Source organism: Bradyrhizobium sp. (assembly GCF_049519115.1).
Classification (GTDB): domain Bacteria; phylum Pseudomonadota; class Alphaproteobacteria; order Rhizobiales; family Xanthobacteraceae; genus Bradyrhizobium.
In genome coordinates this window covers 1-21,846 of the sequence record NZ_JBEKRB010000076.1, presented here as the reverse complement: position 1 = coordinate 21,846, position 21,846 = coordinate 1, and the positions used below count along the sequence as shown (strand labels likewise).

Below are 21,846 nucleotides of genomic sequence, written 5' to 3'. Positions count from 1 at the left end.
TGCCCGACATCGGTGTCGTCACCAAGACTACGAGCTACCCCCTCGAGCAAGCCAACAAGGCCCTTGCCGATCTCCGCGCGGGCCGCTTCGAAGGCGCCGCGGTTCTGGTTCCCTGAGGATCTGTCGGTCTTGAAGTGCGAGGCCCTGTCAGGCTTGTGGAATGCGGTCTTGAGTTTTCGCGCAGTCATAGTCTTTCTCACAGGGTTCTCGAGCCGAGTGGCACCGGATCTTTCATTTCGCGAGCCGTTTGCGAATCGACTGTAATTCCTGGCGGCGCTTCGCGCTCGTCTTGGGGTAAGTCATTTTGAGTTCATCGAGCGTATCGAGGACAATCTGGGATACGATCAGCCGGGTATTCTCTTTGTCGTCGGCGGGAACGACATACCAAGGCGAGTCGCCCGTGCTTGTTGCGCCAAGGCATTGCTCATAGGCCTTCATGTATTTCTTCCAGAATTTCCGCTCCTCAATGTCTGCATTGCTGAACTTCCAGTTCTTCTCTGGCTCGTCGATACGCGCCAGAAAGCGCTTTCGCTGTTCCCCTTCCGAGAGGTGCAGGAAGAACTTGATGATGCGAGTGCCGTTGGCGCGAAGATGTTCCTCAAGATTCGCAATCGAACGATACCGACCGTGCCAGACAGCCTTGTCGCTGTTTGGAGGGTCAGGGATGCCCTCGCCGACTAGAATTTCCGGATGCACGCGGGCAATCAGAACCTCCTCGTAATAGGATCGGTTGAAGATGCCGATTCGCCCCCGTTCCGGAAGGTCGCGAGTGGTTCGCCAGAGAAAATCGTGTTGCAGTTCACCGGCGCTTGGATGTTTGAAGCTGAAGACCTGGCATCCTTGCGGATTAACCCCGGACATCACGTGTCTGATGGCGCCGTCTTTTCCTGCCGCGTCCATGGCCTGAAAAATTAGCAGCACGGCATGGCGATTGGACGCGTAGAGAAGTTGCTGTTGCGAGCTTAGTTGTGCAACATGTTCTTCCAGAAGCTTTTGATATTGCTCCTTCGATTTGTACACGGGATCGACGATCGTCGGCCACTTTTTCAGATTGATCTTGTCTCCTTGCCGTACGCGAAAATCTTTTGAATTGATCTTCATTTTAATCCTTCCGCGGTGCCGGTCGCGTGCATCGCTCATTCCCTGAGGCGATGGGGCGCCGCGCTAGGCGATCCCGAGACGGACGAACAGGGGAACCTTCGCCAGATCCAGGATAACCGAGAAGGCAATTGCCGCAGCGAGTGTGCTCGCCACTACCAAGGCCGGTAGGGGCGTCATCGCAATTCCAGCAATGGCTAATGTCGAGGCGATCGCGAGATCGGCGACGGACGAAACGACGAGCCAGAAGCTTGGGCGAGAGGACCACAGTCGCCGCCGTTCACGATTGGTATATGTCGTCGCCTGATTGCCGAATACGATAACGACAAACGCCAGTGTTCTCAGCGCTTCAATGTCGTATCCCATACGGTAAGCGCCGAAAGCCAGGACGGATGTGCAAAAGACCAACTCGCCGATGCCTGTGCTGACGCCCGCGATCGTCAGAATTCCAATTTGCCACGCATTTGGCATCCGCGATGGACGTACATTGTCCGTCGTCAACGACATGCCGAGGAAGTCGCCGGTAATCATGATAAGGACCATCAGCAAGGGTGTCAGGATCGCTTGTCCCGTCATGATCAGGCCGACCGCCAGAAAGAGAACTTGAACTGTCTTCTTGGTAATCGAGTTCAGCGTGTAGGTCAGGATGCGCTGGAACGTCACTCGCCCTTCCTTCACTGCGGCAACGATCCCGGCGAGCCCGGGCTCGGTCAGCACCATGCCGGCGGCTGATTTCGCGACATCGGTTGCCGTTGAGACCGCGATTCCGATTTGCGCCTGACGCAGCGCCGGCGCGTCGTTGGCGCCGTCGCCGCACATGCCGATGGTATGGCCGCGCTTCTGAAACGCCTTGACCAATTTGTACTTGTCCTCAGGCAGGACGCCGGCGAAGACTGCGAATTGCTCAGGGCGGACGCTATCGGGGATCGGTCCCGGCGGACAAACGGCGCCATCGAGCCCCACGGCATGAGCGACAATGGCTGCCGTCGCCGGCGCGTCGCCCGTGATCATGATGGTCCGTACGCCGAGTCCGCGCAACTCGGTAACGAGTGCCGCCGAGTCCTTGCGAGGCGGGTCGCTCAGCGCAATAAGCCCGGCCAGCTGCATCGCATTCGGCGGTCCGGCTGCGACCGCCAGCACCCTGAAGCCTTTTCCCTCGAGCTCCTTCGAGGCGGCCGTCGCCGTCGGCGACGGCTGGACGAGGCCGATGACCGCGGTGAAGGCGCCTTTCACGACGCGTCGCGTCCCGCCACCCGAGTCCAGCACCGTCGCTTCGGACATCTTGGTCCCCGGATCGAACGGCACGAACTTGATGATCTTGGGCGCGTCGGAAGCTTTCTTTCCCAAGGCAGCAGACCGAATGGCCCCATCTACCGGATCCTGTCCGCCATCGGAACTCGCCAGCGCAGCCAGCGCCAGAACGTGCGTCTCGTCGAATCGGGGCATGGGGCGAATGGTCGTCACCGTCAGCGCGTTCTGGGTCAGCGTGCCCGTCTTGTCGGCGCACAGAACACTCATCGACGCCGCTTCATCTACCGCCGAGAGGCGGGTCGGGAGGACGCCGAGCTTTCCCAACGCCCGCGCGCCGAGTGCCGACGCGAGGGTGAAGGTCGCCGGCAGTGCCACCGGGATCGATGCGAGGACCGCGGTCAGGACGAGAGGAATGATCTCATCGAGCGGCATCTTGAGAAGCCAGGCGTAGGTCACGAGCAGCACAATCACGAAGCCGTTGAACGCGGCGAGATTACGCACTACGCGCAACACTGCCTTCTGCTGAGAACTTGCGACATGGGCGGTGCGGACGAGTTCCGCGGTGCGGCCGAACTTGGTACGCACTCCGGTCGCTGTGACCTCAGCAACCGCTTCGCCGCGCCGCACCAGCGCCCCTGCATAGGTCTGGACACCCGTGCCGGCCTCGATGGGCACCGATTCCCCGGTGAGCATGGATTGGTCAAGCAGGACTTCTCCCCCAGTCAGGTGCACATCCGCGGCGACCACGGCGCCGAGTGAGAGCTTCACCACGTCACCAGTTACCAAATCAACGGCGGGCAGGGTTTTCCATGCGCCGTCGCGCCGAACCGATGCGTTCAGCGCGAGCCGCGACTTCAGCGCAGCAAGGGTTGCCTGAGCGCGGCTCTCCTGGAACAGCCCGAGTGCCGCGTTGAAGATCAAAAGAGCGGCGATGATTGCGGCCTCGATATACTTGCCGAGCACCAGCTCGAGTATAATCGCGGCCTCTAGCATCCACGGAACCGGCGCCCAGAACTTTTCGATCGCCATCCGCAACGGATGCATGCTGGTATCCGGCATTGCGTTTGCGCCGAATTTCTCCAGCCGACGGTGGGCCTCGCTACTGGTTAGGCCACTTTGTAAGTCGATATTGGCTGCGCCTACTGATTTTGAGGGTATTGCAACTTCATTGAACAACCGGGTGCTCGCGACCATGGGTAATATCCGAATGCGGCAACCGCTGCCGGACACGTTCAAAAAGTCTCTGGGTATACCCGAAGGCTGCGGGTAGAGTTGGTGGGTTGGTCTATTTATTCTCAGGATTGACCTTGTGCCAGGCTAAAGCGAGTTTGTGCGATGCCGTCTCGAAGGATGTCTTGGCGCTGCCCCAATCTTTCTCGCCAGCGGTCTCCAGCCGGCTGGATGCACTCTCGGCCTCGGCCCATGCCCTATCCAAGTCTTTCGAAGCCGCCGTTTGTGCCTGTGTGGCAGAGGCTTGCACTTTCGCGCCGAAGTCGTGCAACTTCTGCTGCCAAATTCGCATCTCGTCCTGCGCCTTTTGCGTGTAACTGTTCCGCTCAGCCGCCGTATCGTCTTTGGCGGCGAGATGAATCGATGCCCCTTGGTCGGTGGCGGATCTCGATTGGGCAGCGACCGGTAACGTGCCCGCGAGGAGGAGTGTTCCGATTACGATCGGGGCGATAAGAATTCTCATGGCAATTCCTTGGGTTTTTCGTTCGGTTATATGAGATTAAGTACGAGTGGACGGGTCATCTGGGCAGCGGCGGCGGGCTCTGCCGCTTTGATTCCCGTATGTATGTCGATGCGTGTGGGGTTGACGGTGTCCAGGATCGTCTTGGCGCGGGCGATTTCCGCAGCAGGGCCGTGAGCCATCACCAGGAAGCTGTCGGCTTTCAGCGCGGTTTCGTATTGGACTACGCTGTCCTTCGGCACACCGATGCTAAACAGCGCTGCGGCGAGCGCACTTATGCCGCCGACCACGACGGCATTCTCGACGCCCGCAATCGCTATAGAAGCGAGATATCCAAGCACGACAACGTGTCCAACGACGGGAACGGTCATGAATAGCCCACCTAGGAACAAGCCCCAGAATCCACCCCAGAATGCACCGCGTGTGCCCCAGAACTTGATCCGATCCCCGGTGTTGTAGAATCCGACGACCTTTTCGTCTGTGTGATAGCCCTTGCCGACAACACTGAGGTTCTTCATTTCAAAGCCAGCGGAGGTAAGCTTCTTGATCGCCGTTTCAGCCGCGGGATGGTCGGCAAAGACAGCGATGACTGTTTCGGTATTTTTCATCGAAATTCTCCTTAGAGAGCTAAGCTGGATCGTGAAGGGCAAGCCGAAGCTGGATCGTGAAGGGCAAGCCGAAATCGTGAAGGGCAAACCAAATCGCCGCACCACGTACCCGTCATTGGGCAGGTGACAAAGTGCAAACCCCGCGGCTGCAGTTTTCACGTGGTTGATCCGCAAGCCGATGTTAGGTTGACTGGTTCTGTCGAGATAGACTCGGAAACTACTTACTTAGTCTTTTTGACACGCGGCGCCGTCGGGACCGCCCTCCTTGCCGATCAGACCGAGCGCGGCGAGTTTATCAAGCCGGCTGCGCGATTTGGTCACATCAGAGTCGGGAAGTGTCGCTCATCTCGCAAAACGTCGTGGTCTGGGAGCGATGTCAGTTTGCTAGGCATGGCGAGTGTTTCGCGCTTATTGGGTCGCTTGCGATTCGGCCAGGAGTTCCCTCTCATCATTCAACTGAGTAATTTCCGAGCCTATCTCTGTCGGAAACATATCGTATTATTACCCTCGGTTGATTTCAGGAGCACCCGCGATGGCAAGCTCCATTCAACTTTGGAACGGATAGATCGAATGTCCAACGATAATCGACTGCAACAGGCTGTGCTCGACGAACTAAGCTGGGAACCAAGCGTGACCGCCGCCCATATCGGTGTTGCAGCGGATGCTGGCATCGTGACGCTCACCGGTCATGTTGAAAGCTTTGCGCAGAAACACGCAGCGGAAGCGGCGGTTCGTCGCGTAAGAGGCGTTAAAGCAGTTGCTGAGGATATAGAAGTCCGACTGCCATACGAAACAAAGCGGAGCGACGAAGAAATAGCGGGAGCGGTTATTGGACGATTTGAATGGGACGTCTCGATACCCCGAGATACCATTAAGGTAACGGTTGAAAAAGGATGGGTGACCTTAACAGGAGAGGTCGACTGGCATTACCAAAAAGACGCCGCAAGCATGGATGTTCGTCCGCTGTTCGGCGTTGTAGGTGTCACCAATCAAATCACGATCAAGGCAACTGTTAGCACGTCGAATATCAGCGATGACATTATGCATGCGTTGCATCGCTCTTGGTTCTTTGACCCGAAGACAATTTCGGTCAGCGCGCAAGGCGGCAAGATTCGGCTGACCGGAACTGTGCATACATGGCATGACCGTCAAGTGGCCGCTGCCACCGCGTGGTCTGCTCCTGGCGCAACCGCCGTCGAGAACGACATCGCCGTAATTTAAGATTGCGCGAAAGACGCAGCTTACAATACGAGTATTTCCAAGAGCATGATAAGCCATTCAACCGTGTGCGCCGGTTCAGCGCTACGGCCATAAACCTCCTCCTGGCAAATAAAATGCCTGCTGCCAGGCGGAAGAGCAGATATTTTCAACCACCGACAAATGCCGAGTTCGGTGGTGCCACGTCATCCATTGTGGTCAATATTGCTCAATATTCAAGCTTTGTTGAATTCGGATATTTCAAATGCGTTCAGTTCGCTGGAACGATTTGTCGCTTGGCGCCTTAGCGCAAAGTGGCGGTTCAGTGGGCCAGCAAACCCCCGGCCCCAGTCAACTTTCCCGCGATCTAGAACCGTCATCCTGCGACGTCTGGAGGATCCGTGCTCCGGGCGACACATGGTAGCGAACGGCAGCGTTTACATCGGAAAACACAGGTGTTCCATGACTGAAACCCAGTTATTGGCCGAGCTCGCGCAGAGCTGTCGTCTGCTCGCTTGCCATCAGAAAAATCCAAATGTCTTGGATATGCTGCATGACCTGGAGGAAGATTTCATCCAAAAGGGCAAGGATATTGAGAGCGGAAAGCGACACTCCGACCCCGTGCAACCGCGGCAGGACGGCGAGAGGCTCCAAGCCTCGTCGACGCTTCGGTCGTCATGACCACTCTACCGGCTCCCCGTCGGAAGTCCCCGACGCCGGATGAGCGTGGCGTGATCGCCGAGCCGATGAATATGGAATATCGATCGACGAATGTGCATCCGACGACCCCTATCAGTCAGCGCACGACGTCGGATGATCTTGAAAATATTTTATATAGTATCGATGTGGCGACACTGTTTCTCGATACAGATCTCAATATTCGATTCTTTACGCCTGCCACGCAGTCGCTATTCAGCTTTGGTTCGGGCGACATCGGTAAGCCACTCGCGAACTGTCATTCGCTCGCTGCCGATGACACGTTATTGCTAGATGCACGAACGGTGCTGAAGACCAACGTTCCAATCGAGCGAGAGATCGAGCGGGCTACCGATGATATTTACAATCGTCGTGTACTGCCTTACCGAACCCAAAACCGCGGGGTAGAGGGTGTCGTCGTCACATTTACGGACATCACTGAACGAAAACGCGTCAAGCGCGCTTTAGAGCAGGCCAAGCAGCAAGCGGAACGAGCCAACGCAGCAAAATCCCGCTTCCTAGCCGCTGCCAGTCATGACCTGCGTCAGCCGCTTCAGACCTTGCATTTGCTTCAAGGCATGCTTGCAAAAGTAGTTGAAGGAGAGAAAGCGCAAAAATTGATCGCGAGGTTTGATCAAACCCTGACCGCGATGTCCGGCATGCTGAATACACTGCTGGATATAAATCAAATAGATTCCGGAGCTGTACGGGTTGAAAAGGTTACCTTCCTGATTAGCGATCTTTTCGATGTATTGAGAGACGAATTCGCTTGTCTCGCGGAAGATCATAAAATCTCGTTACAGGTTGTGCCGTGCAGCCTTTCAATACATAGCGATCCGCGATTGCTCGAACAGATGATCCGAAATCTGCTCTCAAATGCGTTAAAATACGCCGTTGGCGGCAGGGTGTTGCTCGGATGCCGTCGGCGCAACGGAATGGTGAGCATTGAGGTTTGCGATACCGGCCCCGGCATTCCCCGCGAGGAGCTTCACGCCATCTTCGAAGAATACCGTCAATTGGACAATGCCGCGCGAGAACGTAGTCAAGGCCTTGGTCTCGGTCTGTCTATCGTGAAGGGTTTGGGGAATCTGCTGGAACATCGGGTATACGTCAGTTCTGTCCCAGGCAGGGGATCGGTGTTCGGCATCGAACTCGTATTGCCCGAAAGCAGGACCGTAAAACCGAATGGGAATGATCGACGCGTAGTTGAATCGAAGGTTGAAGCTGTTCGTCGCAATGGTGAAATTTTAATCATTGAGGACGATCCCGAACTGCGCGATCTCCTCGATCACCTCCTCAAAGATGAGGGTTATCGTACGGCTGTAGTACCGCACGGCGCTGCGGCGCTTGGTCTTGTGGCGGAAGGAGCGATACATCCCGACCTTTTACTTACAGACTTCAATCTGCCGAATGGCATGGACGGCCTCCAAGCCTCCGCAAAATTGCGAGAGAAACTTCACCGTAAAACGCCAGTCATCATTCTAACAGGAGATATTTCCACAGGCACATCGCGCGAGATCGCTCTCCAGAACTACGTAAAGCTCAATAAGCCGGTAAAATTGAAAGAGCTGACGCAGGTAATTCAAGCGTTGATTACGTTGCCAGCGCTAGTCGGGCGCAATCCGTCTTCTGCGATGGCGGACGGTAGTTCCGAGCGCCCGGAGGTTTTCGTCGTCGATGACGATAGTGCCGTACGAGAGGCGATCCGCGACGTTCTTGAGCACGACGGTAGGAGCGTTCGGGCCTATTCCACCTGCGAGGCGTTCATCGAGGGCTATCGGTCTGGCGGCGAAGCATGCCTGCTCATCGACGCCTACCTACCGGGAATGAACGGGCTCGAACTGCTGCGCTGGTTGGGTCATTCGGGTCACCGGTTGCCCGCTATCATGATCACTGGCAATAGCGACGTGCCGATGGCAGTTCAAGCCATGAAAGCGGGCGCGTGGGACTTTATCGAAAAGCCGATAGGCCATCGCGAACTGCTCATCAGCGTGCAAAGCGCACTCGAACGGTCGCGGAATTCGAGCGACCTTCTCGCCTCCCAGGAGAATGCCGCAAGCGCTATCGCCGGTCTCACTCCGCGACAACGACAGATTATGGAACTGGTTCTGGCGGGTCATCCCAGTAAAAACATCTCCGCAGACCTCGGTATCAGCCAACGCACTGTGGAAAATCATCGCGCTTCGATCATGGAGAAAACCGGCTCGAAGTCGCTTCCAGCATTAGCCCGTTTGGCGTTTGCGGCTACTGGCAACGAGCAGGGCGTTTTCAAGGCTGCGCTCTGATGCGATGGTACGCCAACTGCGTTTTGAGCTCGACCGACTCGCCCGGCAAGCTTGGTTCAACGAAAGCCACGTCAATCTATACAGTCAATACACTCGCGAGGGCTGGGTCGCGCGCGCGACGGTGCCCTGATGCAAGCCGAACTAAGTAGTTTCCGACCCTGACTTGGCACACTCGCGCTCTGCTAACGTTTCGTTGGACGGAACGGCAGCGTCGTCGCATATGCACTGGGAGATTCGCGTGACAAATAAGCCAATCGTTAAGGTGACCGACAAATCGGCCAAGATAGCCCACCCTGGAATGATGGGTGACGGTACCGAAGAGCAAAATTTGAATGAGCCCGGTGATCCCTCTAACCGCGTAAAAGCGGACGAGGTAGACGCGGCTTTCGGCAAGACCGAACCGAAGAAGCCCTGAGACATCTCGGCGAGGTGACCACGTGTTGTGGCGTTCGCCCGCGAGCCCAGTTGGATCTAGTTTGGGCTACGATCAGCCTGTTGTTGGTGCAGCAAAGCGCGAAGCCAAGCGCGCTTACATTTCCTTAGACAGGATGCAAGATGGACCAAGAGGTCAATTCAGCCCCGAAAGTACCTGAAGGAGCCAGCCCTCCGCCGACGCAGAACCGTGATCTTGTTCCGATCCAACAGGGTCGCAATGTGCAAACCGTGCCGTTGGGAAGCAAGCGGGTCAGACCGCGTTGGCTTAAAGTTGCGCTGGCTCTAGCTGCTGTTATCGGCGGCGCAGGGGGCGGGTTTTATTGGTGGCTACATTCGCAATCTGATTTACCGCCAGGCATCGCGTTCGGTAACGGCCGGATCGAGGCGCTGGAGATCGACATCGACACCAAGTTTGCCGGGCGCATTTCCGAGATACTCGCTGACGCCGGCGATATGGTCAAAGCCGGCCAGGTGTTGGCGCGGATGGACACCAGGGATATGGCGGCCTCGCTCAAGAAGTCGGAGGCGGCGGTCGCGCAGGCCAAGAAGGCGATCGACGAAGCCAACGCCAATGTCGTCCAGCAACAAACCCTGACTTTGTTGGCCCAACAGGAACTGGATCGGGCTAACACCCTTTTCGCCAAGGGTGCGCAGACAAAGGAGGTTGTCGATCAGCGGCAGCAGACGCTAGACGGGGCCGGCGCGGGACTGAAGGCGGCGCAGGACAGGGTGTCGGAATCCCAGCATGCCATGCAAGCCAGCACTCATGATGTTGAGCTCTACGAGGTCAATATCGCCGACAATACGCTGGTCGCGCCCGTAGATGGACGCATTCAGTATCGCATCGCCAATATCGGCGAGGTATTGCCGGCAGGCGGCAAAGTTTTCACTACGCTCGACATCACCTATGTCTACATGGATGTCTATTTACCGACAGCCTCTGCGGGCAAGGTCAAGCTTGGATCGGACGCGCGCATCGTACTCGATGCCGTTCCTCAGCTCGCCATACCGGCGAAGGTATTGTTCGTCGCCACGCAAGCGCAGTTTACGCCCAAGACGGTAGAGACCCAAAGTGAACGCGATACCCTGATGTTCCGCGTCAGGGCGAAAATCGACCCCGAGCGTCTGCGCGCCCGCGCCGAGAAGGTGCGGAGTGGTTTGCCTGGCGTAACCTACTTGCAGCTTGATGCGGCGACGCCGTGGCCGACGCGGCTGCAAGGAAGCGCCGCTCCATGAGCGCCCGCGAAAGCCCGGTCGCCCAGGTTGAGAATATAACCCAGCGATATGGCAAGATGGTTGCCCTCGACGGTGTCACGATCGATCTGCCCGCCGGTTGCATGGTCGGGCTGATCGGGCCGGACGGTGTCGGAAAATCCTCGCTGCTGAGCATGATCGCAGGCGCGCGCCAGATCCAGTCAGGGCGCGTCATCGTGCTTGACAACGATATGGCGGATTCAAGGGCCCGGTCTGAAATCTGCCCGCGCATTGCCTATATGCCGCAGGGATTGGGCAAGAATCTTTATGCGGACCTCAGCGTTCGCGAGAACATCGAATTCTTCGGCCGCCTGTTTGGACAATCCCGCGCAAAGCGCGACGCGATGATTTCCGAGCTGCTATGGAGCACCGGCCTTGCGCCGTTTTCCGACAGGATGGCAAAGAAGCTATCCGGCGGCATGCGGCAGAAGCTAGGGCTTTGCTGCTGCCTGATCCATGACCCCGATCTCTTGATTCTCGACGAGCCGACCACTGGCGTCGATCCGCTCTCACGCCGCAGATTTTGGGAACTGATCGACCAGATGCGCGCCCGCCGCGAAGGCATGAGCGTACTGGTTGCAACCGCCTATATGGAAGAGGCGGAGCGGTTCGACTGGCTGGTAGCCATGAACGCCGGCAAGGTGCTGGGAACTGGCACCTCCGCCGATCTGAAGGCCAAAACCAACGCCTCCTCACTGGAGGACGCGTTCATCGCGTTACTCCCCGAACAGATGCGGCGCGGTCACAAAGCGCTGCATATACCGCCGCGTCGCATCATCGACGCTGACCCCGTCATCGTCGCGCGCGACCTGACCTGCCGCTTCGGCGATTTCACCGCAGTCGACAAGGTAAATTTCACGATCGAGCGGGGCGAGATCTTCGGATTTGTCGGGTCAAACGGCTGCGGCAAGTCCACCACTATGAAAATGCTGACTGGCTTGCTGCCTCCCAGCGAAGGCGAGGCGCTGCTGTTCGGAAAGCCGCTCGATGCCACCGACGTGGGTGTGCGCTATCGCGTCGGCTACATGTCACAGTCGTTCTCCCTCTACACTGAACTAACGGTGCAACAGAACCTCGATCTCCACGCGCATTTGTTCCATATCCCGGCGAAGAAGGCGCGCGCCAGAATCGCGGCATTGATGGACAGTTTTGGTCTCAAGGATTACTGCGATCAGCAGACGCTCGATCTGCCGCTGGGCATTCGACAACGGGTATCCCTGGCTGTTGCCATCGTTCACGAGCCGGAGATCCTTATCCTCGACGAGCCGACCTCGGGGGTCGATCCATTGGCCCGGGACCGGTTCTGGGAAATTCTGGTGGACCTGTCGCGAAATCAAGACGTCACAATTTTCATCTCCACGCATTTCATGAATGAGGCGGAGCGCTGCGACCGAATATCCCTAATGGATGCTGGGCATGTGCTGGCGACGGATACGCCGGCCGGATTAGTCAAGGCCCGTGGCGCCGCGACCCTTGAGGGCGCCTTCATCGGCTATCTCGAGGAGGCGACGGGGCAACGTTCCTCCGGAAGCGCACCCCACCCTCCGGTCAGGGCCGACGACGTGGCGCGGCCTACGTCGATGCAATCGCTGTTTAGCCTGCGGCGCCTGCTCGCCTATACGATCCGTGAAGCCCTTGAGTTGCTGCGCGATCCGATCCGGCTCGGATTCAGCCTGTTGGGAACCACGCTGTTGATGCTGGTGTTCGGGTTTGGGGTCTCGACGGACGTCAACAATCTTTCTTTCGCGGTATTGGATCAGGATCAGAGTCCCGAGAGCCGCGCTTATCTGGAGGAGCTCAGGGGATCCACCTATTTTGTCGAGAAAGCGTTGATCGCCAATGAGGCGGACCTCATCAGTCGCCTCAAGAGCGGAGACATCAAGGCGGCGATTGAAATTCCGCCGAACTTCGGTCTCGATATCAAGCGAGGACGCCCCGCCTGGGTCAGCGCGCTGGTCGATGGTGCGATGCCATTTCGTGCGGAAACCATCCGCGGCTACCTGCAAGCCATGCATCAGCTTTATCTGACGGATCCGGCCATCAATACTACGGCGGTTGTCGCGCCACCGCCCTTCGATATCGAAATCAGGTTCAAATACAATCAAGATTTCGACAGCATTTACGCCATGGTTCCATCGAACATCGCGCTGCTGCTCGGACTGTTTCCGGCGATACTGATGGCGCTCGCCATCGTTCGGGAAAAGGAGCTGGGGTCGATCACCAACCTCTATGTAACGCCGGTCACCCGAATGGAATTTCTGTTGGGCAAGCAGCTTCCCTACATCGCGGTCGCCATGGTGAATTTTGTTTTGATGTTTTTGATGGCGCTGTTTGTTTTTCAAGTTCCGCTGAGGGGAAGCTTTCCAATCCTTCTGATCGGAGTTTTGATTTACGTCACCGCGATGACGGCTTACGGCATGCTGATATCGGTTTTCACAAACACACAGATTGCGGCTCTGTTCGGAACCGCCATTCTGACGGTTCTGCCGGCGACCCAATTCGCGGGCATGATGACTCCGGTATCCTCCCTCGGCGCCGGAGCGCAAATCATAGGGCGGGCGTTCCCGATGACCTACTTCGTGCCAATCAGCGTCGGTACTTTCACCAAAGGGCTCGGAATCAACAATCTCTGGACCGATCTCGTGGCGTTGGCTTTATTCGTACCGGTGCTGACGCTGCTGAGCATGCAGATGTTGCGGAAGCAGGAGCGCTAGACGGTGCTCAAAGCGGAAAACATATTCTGGCTTGGAATAAAGGAGCTACGGAGCTTTCTGCATGATTTCGTGCTGTTGGGACTCGTCATCTACGCCTTCTCACTGGCGATCATCATTCAGGCACGCAGCAATTCCCAGGAACTGCACAACGCGTCGATCGCATTCGTCGATGAGGACAATTCGGAACTGTCGCGCCGCATCGCCCACGCCTTCCTGCCGCCTTACTTCCAGTTGCCACAGCAGATCGTGGAAAAGGACGTCGTATCCCTGATGAACAAGGGGAAATACACATTTGTCGTCGATATCCCGCCGGAATTCGAACAATACGTCCTTGGCGGACGGCAGCCGGCGATTCAGGTCGACGTCGATGCGACCGCTATGGTCCAGGCCGGACTTGGGTCCGGCTATGCTCAGCAGATCATTACCACCGAAGTAGCGGATTTCCTCTCCAATTCGGAGGGGGTGCCGTTGTCGCCCGTCAATCTTGACGTCCGGATCGCGTTCAATCCGAATCTCACAACCGCGTGGTTCACCACGGTGATGGGTATCATCAATAATGTGACCATGCTGGCCATCATCCTCGCAGGGGCGGCGATCGTTCGAGAGCGAGAACACGGCACCATGGATCACCTGCTTGTCATGCCATTGACGCCTTTCGAGATCGCGATGTCCAAGGTCTGGGCCAATGGATTGGTGATTACCGTCGCGGTCGGTCTCTCGCTCTACCTCGTTATTCGCTGGATGCTTGCAATCCCGATCGCGGGTTCGATCCCGCTGTTCATGGTGGGTGTCGTGATCTATTTGTTTTTCGCTACCGCGATCGGCATCTTCCTGGGGACCGTGGCGCGGTCGATGCCCCAGCTCGGACTGCTGTACATGTTGGTCTTCCTGCCAATGAATATGCTATCGGGAAGCAACACGCCGCTTGAGAGCATGCCGTCATGGCTTGCGAACGTGATGCAAGTCTCGCCGTCGACCCATTTCGTACTATTTGCGCAGTCGATCCTGTATCGCGGCGCGGGTCTCGACGTAGTCTGGCCGCAATTCCTCGCCGTCGCGGCGGTTGGAGGTGTTTTCTTCGGCTTCGCCATCCTGCGCTTCCGTTCAGTCGCTGCGCAATCGAGCTGATATCGCTATCTGGCACGGAACGAAGTCAGTTTAAAACGGAATCGTCAGTTAGCCATTCATTCTTCAAGAGACGCTCCGCGTGCCCAAGGATGACGATCAGATTGGCGCTGCGTTTGATTCCGCATCAGCCAGCTGGGGTTCAAGCAAAAGTAGTGCGGCATGTTGGGGGCTCAATGAGATTTTAAGCCGGCTTATTCCGAGCACTTCTTGGGAGCTTGTTTCAACCCGGACGGGGTGGAAGGATGGGTCGACGACTTCTATTTCGAAGACGACAGGGTCGCTGAGAACCGCGTTGGTCCAATCCGTCGGTGCTCGAACAGCTATTCCTGTCAACAGCAGCGAACCGGAGTCCAGTTGTAGAGTCGAGCCGCCGGCGGAGCGGTTGTAACCTTTACTGCCGATCGGTGTGACCACCATGAGACCGTCGCCGGCAATGCTCTGGAAATGGTCCGTATCGGCTACGTGCACGGTGAGTTTGGCCAACTGTAAACGCATGCGCGACACGACGATTTCATTAAATCCGAAAGTCGCTGTGACGTCTCCGTTTAAGCGTTCTATCTCCGCCTTGAGTGGCCGTAGCGTCATAGGCTTTGCAGATGTCAGGCGCTCGGGTAGGTCGGTCAGGCGAAGGACATTTGCGAGAGCGCCCACCGAACCTGGTAACCGCATCGCAAACACGGCCGTAGCCGGCGTCGCCATCACCGAACAAAGCGCGTTCAATGCAGTTCCGTCGCCGCCAATCGCAACCACATACGCTGCGTTTGCGAGGTCGTTCTGCCCGTAGCGCTCGATGAACTGCTGAACAGTGTGCTGCGCGGCTGGTTTCGCCGACCCGGTAAAGTGGATTTTCATTTGGGCCCATTCCGGCGCGTGCTTAAGCTTGAGAAGCTAGGCCATCGTCCTGTTAGCGCAGTCGAAATCCGTTGCGGCAACGCGGGCATCGGCGACCGTTTGGCGACAATTCCTCGCGGTGGCCGTGTGGTCGGAGGTTGCTTTTTGGCGTTGCCAATGTTCGGTTGCAGCGCAGTTAACGTGATCTCGCCGGCACCAGCAGAAGCGAGACAAATTTGGACAGAGTTATTTTCGCCCAACGAGAGTCTTTTGCGGTGCTATTGCAGCCCCCATCCGGGAAGTCGAATTGGCGTTGCTCCGTTGCTACGTGATTGAACGGAGACTGGCGGCTGTCCGGTCGCCGACAGGTCGACTTGGTGGTATCCCTGCAGAATTTTGATATAGTTGGCACGCTCGAACGCTTGGGGATCCCGCAAACAGCGCTGACTCATAATTCCCCTGACATGCCTCAGTGAGTCGAACTCCCTTACATCGAGCCATTTCTCCAGACCGGCGAGCAGGGTGGACATATGGCCTGGACCTTCTCGCAATAGCGACGAGGTCGTCATCACGACGTCGGCTCCGACCAAAAGATACTTCACCACCTGGTCGGCTCCGGATACGCCGGTACTGGCCGCGAGAGAGGCCTTCGCTCGGCCCGAAAGGAGGGCAAGCCAGAGCAGGGGAAGCCGGATCTCGTTCGGTTCGCTGAGCTTGAGATCTGTCAGCAGCTCCAGGCGGGTCACGTCGATGTCGGGTTGATAGAATCGGTTGAACAGCACCAAGGCGTCGGCACCCGCATCTTGCAAGTCCATAGCCATGTTGCCGACCGCGCTGAAATAGGGACTAAGTTTGACAGCGACCGGGATCGAGACGGTTGTCCGCACAGATCGCAGGATATCGAGGTAACGCTGCTCGACATCGCGACCGGTCGCAGCAAGATCGGTTGGAATGAAATAGATATTGAGTTCGAGTCCGTTCGCTCCGGCCTGCTCGAGCTGCCTGGCGTAGGAGGTCCAGCCTTCGTTGCTGATACCATTTAGGCTTGCGATCACCGGCACCCCGGCCGCCTGTCGGGCCCGGCGAACGAGTTCGAGATACTCATGTGGCCCATGTCGGGCGTGGGCCAGCCTCGGAAAATTGCTTAGGCCTTCCGGCCAACTGTTGTCGTGTGCACTGGTCAGATGCTCGTAGCGGGCGGCCTCCGCTTCTATCTCTTCTTGGAAAAGCGAAGGCAGGATTAGGGCGGCGGCACCCGCATCCTCAAGCCGCCGGAGCGAGTCGAGTTCTCCTGTCAGCGGCGATGCGGACGCCACCAGCGGGTTTTTGAGCTGAAGCCCCATATAGCGTGTCGTCAAATCCATGGTGTTCTCCTGGGACCGGTCGTGCTGCCGTGGGAATGGGGTGGAGTTTCTGACCCGCCATATTAGGATGCGGGATTGGCAACCTCGCCGCCGCTGGGCTGAAAGCGGCTGCCGTCTTGTGCGGCAAGCGCTTCGTATTGCTGGTATTTATCGACCACCGCCGCCTGCGCACTGGCGAGAAGCGCCGCCGCTTCGTCGGGCAGCGATCTTGCCAAGGAGGAGTAGCGAACCTCGTTATAGGCATAGTCCTTGAACGGAATCGTCGGACGCGGCGAGTCGAGCTGGAATGGGCTCTTGCCGACGCTTCGCATGGTCGGATTGAAACGCAGCAACGGCCAGTAGCCGCAGGCGACCGCAAGGTCCTGCTGTTTCATGCCAAACCGCATGTCAATGCCGTGAGCGATGCACTGGCTATAGGCGAGGATGAGCGAGGGGCCATCATATGCCTCCGCCTCCCGAAACGCGTCCAGCGTTTGTTGCGAATTGGCTCCCATCGCGACTTGCGCCACATAGACGTTTCCGTAGGCGATCGCCTGCAACGCAAGGTCCTTGCGGGCGACCCGCTTTCCGGCGGCCGCGAACTTTGCAACTGCTCCAAGCGGAGTCGCCTTCGAGGCCTGGCCGCCGGTGTTGGAATAGACTTCGGTGTTGAGGACCAGGATATTGACGTTGCGTCCTGTCGCTATGACGTGATCGAGTCCGCCAAAGCCAATGTCAAAAGCCCAGCCGTCGCCACCGACGATCCAGATGCTTCGCCGTACGAGATGATCCACTACAGAGAGCAGATTTCGGGCGGGCTCCGTTTCGATCTTGAGCAGCCGGGTCTTGAGTTCGGCGACTCGGATGCGCTGTGCGCGCAGTTCGAATTCGTGGATCTGCGGCGCGTTGAGGACACCAGCCGCCAGTTCCTCGCCGACGACGGGTGTGAGCTGCACCAACAGTGCCCGTGCAAGCGCCAGATGCTTGTCGGCAGCCAATCGGAAGCCGAGACCGAACTCGGCATTGTCTTCGAATAGTGAATTCGACCACGCCGGTCCACGGCCGTCATGATCGACGGCCCATGGTGTCACCGGCAAACTGCCACCGTAGATCGATGAGCAGCCGGTCGCATTGGCGATCTGTGCGCGGTCGCCAAACAACTGCGAATCTGTGCGCGGTCGCCAAACAACTGCGACAGCAGCTTGAGATAGGGTGTCTCACCGCAGCCGGCGCATGCGCCGGAAAATTCGAACAGTGGCTCGAGAAACTGAATGCCGCGCACCTTGTCAAAATCGACGCGCGCCCGGTCATTGACCGGCAAGCCTTCGAAGAAGGCGATGTTGGCGCGCTCGGCCTCGACCAGCGGCGCCTTGTCGGCAAGGTTGATCGCCTTGACGTCCGGCTCGCGCGGGCTAATCGCGGGGCAGGCTTCAACGCAAAGGCCGCAGCCCGTGCAGTCCTCGACATAGAATTGCAAGGTAAAGCGAGCTTCCGGGTAGCCCCGCGCATTGACCGGCGCCGATTTGAACGAAGCCGGCGCGCCGACCAGAGCATCCTCATTGTAGTAGCGGGCACGAATAACGCTGTGCGGGCAGACGAAGCTGCATTGCCCACACTGGATGCAGAGGTTTTCTTCCCAGACCGGGACAGCGTCCGCAATATTTCGCTTCTCGAACGCGGCGGTGCCGGACGGAAAGGTGCCGTCCGCTGGGATGAGACTGACAGGAATCTCGTCGCCGCGCCCAACCAGCATCATCGATGTCACGCGCTTGACGAAATCAGGGGCGCTGGCGACGACGATCGGCGGCTTATCCTTCGGATTTGTAGCTGTTGCCGGCACCTTGATCTCGAACAGCCGGGCCAGGGTGGCGTCGACGGCAGCGAAATTCTTTGCCACCACGGCTTCACCCTTGCCGCTGTAGGATTTGCGGATCGATTCCTTGATATGTCGAATGGCTTCCTCGCGCGGTAGAACACCCGATATGGCGAAGAAGCAGGTTTGAAGAACCGTGTTGGTGCGTACGCCGAGGCCGACATCCCGGGCTACCGTGGACGCGTCGATGACAAAAAAGCGCAGCTTCTTGTCGATGATCTGCTGCTGTACGGACTTCGGCAGTTCGTCCCAGGTCTCGTCCTTCCCGAATGGACTGTTGAGAAGGAAAACGCCGCCCGCCGCGGCGACCCTAAGCAAGTCCTGCCGCTCAAGAAATCCGAACTGGTGGCAAGCGACGAAGCCGGCCGAGGCGATCAGATAGGGTGCCCTGATCGGGTCTGGCCCAAATCGCAGATGCGAAATCGTCTGCGCACCGGATTTATGGGAATCATAGACGAAGTAGCCCTGCGCATATTGTTTCGCATCTTCGGCGATGATCTTCACGCTGTTCTTATTGGCGCCGACGGTGCCGTCGGCACCCAGACCGTAGAAAACCGCGCGCGTGGTCTTGGCCGTCTCGATCGTGAAACCATTTTCGACATCGAGGCTGCTGAACGAAACGTCGTCCTTGATGCCGACGGTAAAGCTGTTTTTTCCGGCGAATTGGTTATGATCATTACGTTTGGCGAGTTCATCCAATGCGGACTTCGCCATGGCCGGCGTGAAATCCTTGGAGGACAATCCGTAACGGCCGCCGATGACGCGCGGCATCGACGCTCGCTGGCCGGATCCAAATCCCTGGGCCAGGGTGGCGACGACGTCGAGGTAGAGCGGCTCTCCGGCGGCGCCGGGTTCCTTGGTCTGTTCGAGGACGGCGATGGCACCGACCGTTGGCGGGAGCGCGGCGAGGAAATGCACCGCTGAAAACGGACGATACAATCGCACCTGCAGAACGCCAACCTTTTCGCCGCGGGCGACCAGCGCTTTGACGGTCTCGCGCACGGTCTCGGCGCCCGAACCCATCAGAACGAGCACGCGTTCGGCATCGGGCGCGCCTTCATATTCAAAGAGCTTGTAGTGGCGCCCGGTCAGCGCCGCAAAGCGGGCCATCGCACCGTCGACGATTCCCGCCACCTTGGCGTAGAACGGGCTGACCGCTTCCCTTGCCTGGAAGAAGGTATCAGGGTTTTGAGCGGTACCCCGGATAAAGGGGTTTTCGGGATCGAGGGCGCGGGCGCGATGGGCTCGGACCAGGTCATCCGAGATCATCTCCCGAATGCTGGTGTCGGGAATCAGGTCCAACGTGTTGAGTTCATGCGAGGTGCGAAAGCCGTCGAAGAAATGCAAAAACGGAACTCGTGCTTCCAGGGTCGCGGCCTCGGCGATCAGCGCGGTGTCATGGGCTTCCTGCACGTTGGCCGATGAAATCAGCGCGAAGCCGGTGGTGCGGACCGTCATGACGTCGGAATGATCCCCGAAGATCGACAAGGCCGAGGTGGCGAGGGAGCGGGCGGCGACGTGGAACACGGTCGAAGTCAGCTCGCCGGCGATTTTCATCATATTGGGCAACATCAGCATCAGGCCCTGCGATGATGTGAACGTTGTCGTCATCGCGCCCGATTGCAACGCGCCGTGGACGGTGCCTGACGCACCGCCTTCGCTTTGCATCTCCTGCACCAGGGGAATGTTGCCCCAGATATTCTGGATACCTTCCGCAGCCCACTGGTCGGCAAGTTCAGCCATTGTGGAGGAAGGGGTGATGGGATAGATGGCGCAGACTTCATTGACCCGATAGGCGACATGGGCAACAGCCGTATTGCCGTCCATGGTGGTCCTGACGGCTTTATCGACGATCGGCTCTATCGCGGATTTTGGAGCGCTGCCCGAATTCAGCTTGATCACGGCATTCATGTCCTGACCTCCGTCGGCTCGGCAACCATCTCCATGGCATGGCAAGGACATTGCTCGACGCAGACGCTGCAGCCGGTGCAAAGATCGAGTTTGATCTCGTAGCCCTCGTTCGGGCCGAGCTTGTTGATCGCGTCTTCCGGGCAGGCGGCGTAGCAATTGTCGCATTCGAAGCAATTGCCGCAGGAGAGGCAGCGTTTGGCTTCATGCAGCGCTTCTTTTGCGCTCAGACCGCTGACGACCTCATCGAAGCTGCCTTCTCTCTGCGCAACCGGTATTTCATGCTGGGTGGAGCGCAGCGCGTCAGCGTAGATAGGCAGGTTGAGCTCGGCGAACTCGATCACGGAATGCTTCGCCGGAGGTGCGTAGATGTCGCCTCTCAGCCACGCGTCGATGTGGTGTGCCGCCTTCTTGCCATGGCCAGTTGCCACGGTGACGGAGCGTTCCGCCGGCACCATATCGCCGCCGGCAAAAATGCCGACCCGGCCGGTCATCATGTTCGGTGCGACTACTACGGAACCGTCGGCGTCGAAGATAATTTCGGGAATCTTCTTGAGGAAGCCACTGTCGGCATCCTGGCCAAGCGCCAGCACCAGGGCGTCGGCTTTAAGCGTTTCGAACTGCCCGGTCGGCTGCGCGTGGCCGCTCTCATCAATGCGCATCTCCTCTACCGTAAGATCGGCGCCGTCGATGGCCTTAATCGAGGTCAGCCATTTTATTTTTACACCTTCGGTCAAGGCTTCTCCGGCCTCGAAATCGTGGGCCGGCATATGCTCGCGATCCCGGCGATAGACAATCATCGCTTCGGCGGCGCCAAGACGACGGACCGTGCGGGCGACGTCCATGGCGGTATTGCCTCCGCCATAGACGACCACGCGCCGGCCCAGGCGCGGCGCGGTGCCGGCTTCCACGTCGCGAAGCAGAGAGACGGCATCCAATACCTTGATGGCGTCGCGCGCGGGTATATCGACATGTTTGGAGAGGTGAGCGCCGATGGCGATGAAGACCGCATCAAACCCGCCTGTCTTCTGTTCGGCCAGGACGTCGTCGACCCGATGGTTGGGCACGAACTTGACGCCCATCTGTTCGATCCGTCCGATCTCCTTCATCAGATCTTCGCGCGGCAGACGATAAGCGGGAATGCCGAAATGCAGCATGCCGCCAGGTAACGGCCCGGCGTCGTGGATCTCCACCTGATGGCCTAGCCGTGTAAGGTGATAGGCCGCGGAAAGTCCGCTGGGCCCGGCACCGACGACCAGTACACGCTTGCCGCCGGCGACGTTGTCCACCGGCATCGGCCAGCATTGCTCCATCGCGAGGTCGCCCAGGAACCGCTCGACGGCATGAATGCTGACGGCGCTGTCGAGCTCCTTGCGATTGCAACTGGTTTCGCACGGGTGATAGCAGACACGACCGTGCACCGCCGGCAACGGATTGTCGCGGATCAGCGTTTCCCATGCCGCGCGGTACTTTCCCGCTTGCGCCAAACCAAGCCATGCTTGGATGTTTTCGCCGGCGGGGCAGGCCGCGTTGCA

Annotated in this window: 16 protein-coding genes; 6 read left to right on the top strand and 10 right to left on the bottom strand. The window is 58.2% G+C overall.

The window, feature by feature from the left end:
- From ABSE61_RS32380 to ABSE61_RS32360, 5 genes are all read right to left on the bottom strand, one after another.
- Positions 1-188 (bottom strand): hypothetical protein (locus tag ABSE61_RS32380; RefSeq protein ID WP_423875243.1); only part of this gene is annotated, 188 nt, incomplete at its 3' end.
- Positions 189-231: 43 nt separating this feature from the next.
- Positions 232-1,101, bottom strand: a complete 870-nt coding sequence (locus ABSE61_RS32375) for an ADP-polyphosphate phosphotransferase (RefSeq protein WP_423875242.1) — start codon at positions 1,099-1,101, stop codon at positions 232-234.
- A 63-nt stretch (positions 1,102-1,164) separates the two neighbouring features.
- Positions 1,165-3,543: an HAD-IC family P-type ATPase gene (locus ABSE61_RS32370; RefSeq protein ID WP_423875241.1), complete on the bottom strand. Its 2,379-nt coding sequence runs from the start codon at positions 3,541-3,543 to the stop codon at positions 1,165-1,167.
- A 91-nt stretch (positions 3,544-3,634) separates the two neighbouring features.
- On the bottom strand, positions 3,635-4,042 hold the full coding sequence (locus ABSE61_RS32365) for a hypothetical protein (RefSeq protein WP_423875240.1): 408 nt from the start codon (positions 4,040-4,042) through the stop codon (positions 3,635-3,637).
- A 26-nt stretch (positions 4,043-4,068) separates the two neighbouring features.
- Positions 4,069-4,647, bottom strand: coding sequence for a general stress protein (locus tag ABSE61_RS32360; protein WP_423875239.1), 579 nt, complete (start codon positions 4,645-4,647; stop codon positions 4,069-4,071).
- Positions 4,648-5,217: 570 nt separating this feature from the next.
- On the opposite strand from ABSE61_RS32360, the gene ABSE61_RS32355 reads away from it, so the two are divergent.
- From ABSE61_RS32355 to ABSE61_RS32330, 6 genes are all read left to right on the top strand, one after another.
- A complete protein-coding gene (locus tag ABSE61_RS32355; protein WP_423875238.1) occupies positions 5,218-5,868 on the top strand; it encodes a BON domain-containing protein in 651 nt (216 codons plus the stop codon).
- A gap of 707 nt (positions 5,869-6,575) precedes the next feature.
- Positions 6,576-8,825, top strand: a complete 2,250-nt coding sequence (locus ABSE61_RS32350) for a response regulator (RefSeq protein WP_423875237.1) — start codon at positions 6,576-6,578, stop codon at positions 8,823-8,825.
- A gap of 238 nt (positions 8,826-9,063) precedes the next feature.
- Positions 9,064-9,240, top strand: a complete 177-nt coding sequence (locus ABSE61_RS32345; protein WP_423875236.1) for a hypothetical protein — start codon at positions 9,064-9,066, stop codon at positions 9,238-9,240.
- 140 nt (positions 9,241-9,380) lie between these two features.
- The gene (locus ABSE61_RS32340; protein WP_423875235.1) at positions 9,381-10,496 is read left to right on the top strand and encodes an HlyD family secretion protein; all 1,116 of its coding nucleotides are present in this window, start codon (positions 9,381-9,383) and stop codon (positions 10,494-10,496) included.
- Positions 10,493-13,228, top strand: a complete 2,736-nt coding sequence (gene rbbA / locus ABSE61_RS32335) for a ribosome-associated ATPase/putative transporter RbbA (RefSeq protein WP_423875234.1) — start codon at positions 10,493-10,495, stop codon at positions 13,226-13,228. Before ABSE61_RS32340 ends, rbbA begins: the two co-directional genes overlap by 4 nt.
- Before the next feature lie 3 nt (positions 13,229-13,231).
- Positions 13,232-14,356, top strand: coding sequence for an ABC transporter permease (locus tag ABSE61_RS32330; protein WP_423875233.1), 1,125 nt, complete (start codon positions 13,232-13,234; stop codon positions 14,354-14,356).
- Positions 14,357-14,452: 96 nt separating this feature from the next.
- Here ABSE61_RS32330 and ABSE61_RS32325 read toward each other — a convergent pair whose 3' ends face one another.
- From ABSE61_RS32325 to ABSE61_RS32305, 5 genes are all read right to left on the bottom strand, one after another.
- Positions 14,453-15,208, bottom strand: coding sequence for a diacylglycerol kinase catalytic domain-containing protein (locus tag ABSE61_RS32325; protein ID WP_423875232.1), 756 nt, complete (start codon positions 15,206-15,208; stop codon positions 14,453-14,455).
- A gap of 257 nt (positions 15,209-15,465) precedes the next feature.
- Complete coding sequence (locus tag ABSE61_RS32320; RefSeq protein ID WP_423875231.1) at positions 15,466-16,551, bottom strand: dihydroorotate dehydrogenase-like protein; 1,086 nt, start codon at positions 16,549-16,551, stop codon at positions 15,466-15,468.
- A 62-nt stretch (positions 16,552-16,613) separates the two neighbouring features.
- Positions 16,614-17,690: a thiamine pyrophosphate-dependent enzyme gene (locus ABSE61_RS32315; RefSeq protein WP_423875230.1), complete on the bottom strand. Its 1,077-nt coding sequence runs from the start codon at positions 17,688-17,690 to the stop codon at positions 16,614-16,616.
- Positions 17,618-20,314: a pyruvate:ferredoxin (flavodoxin) oxidoreductase gene (gene nifJ, locus ABSE61_RS32310; protein ID WP_423875229.1), complete on the bottom strand. Its 2,697-nt coding sequence runs from the start codon at positions 20,312-20,314 to the stop codon at positions 17,618-17,620. The genes ABSE61_RS32315 and nifJ overlap by 73 nt, the downstream gene beginning before the upstream one ends.
- Positions 20,311-21,846, bottom strand: a 1,536-nt coding sequence (locus ABSE61_RS32305; RefSeq protein WP_423875228.1) for an NAD(P)-binding protein, incomplete at its 5' end; no start/stop codon positions are given. The genes nifJ and ABSE61_RS32305, both read right to left, overlap by 4 nt.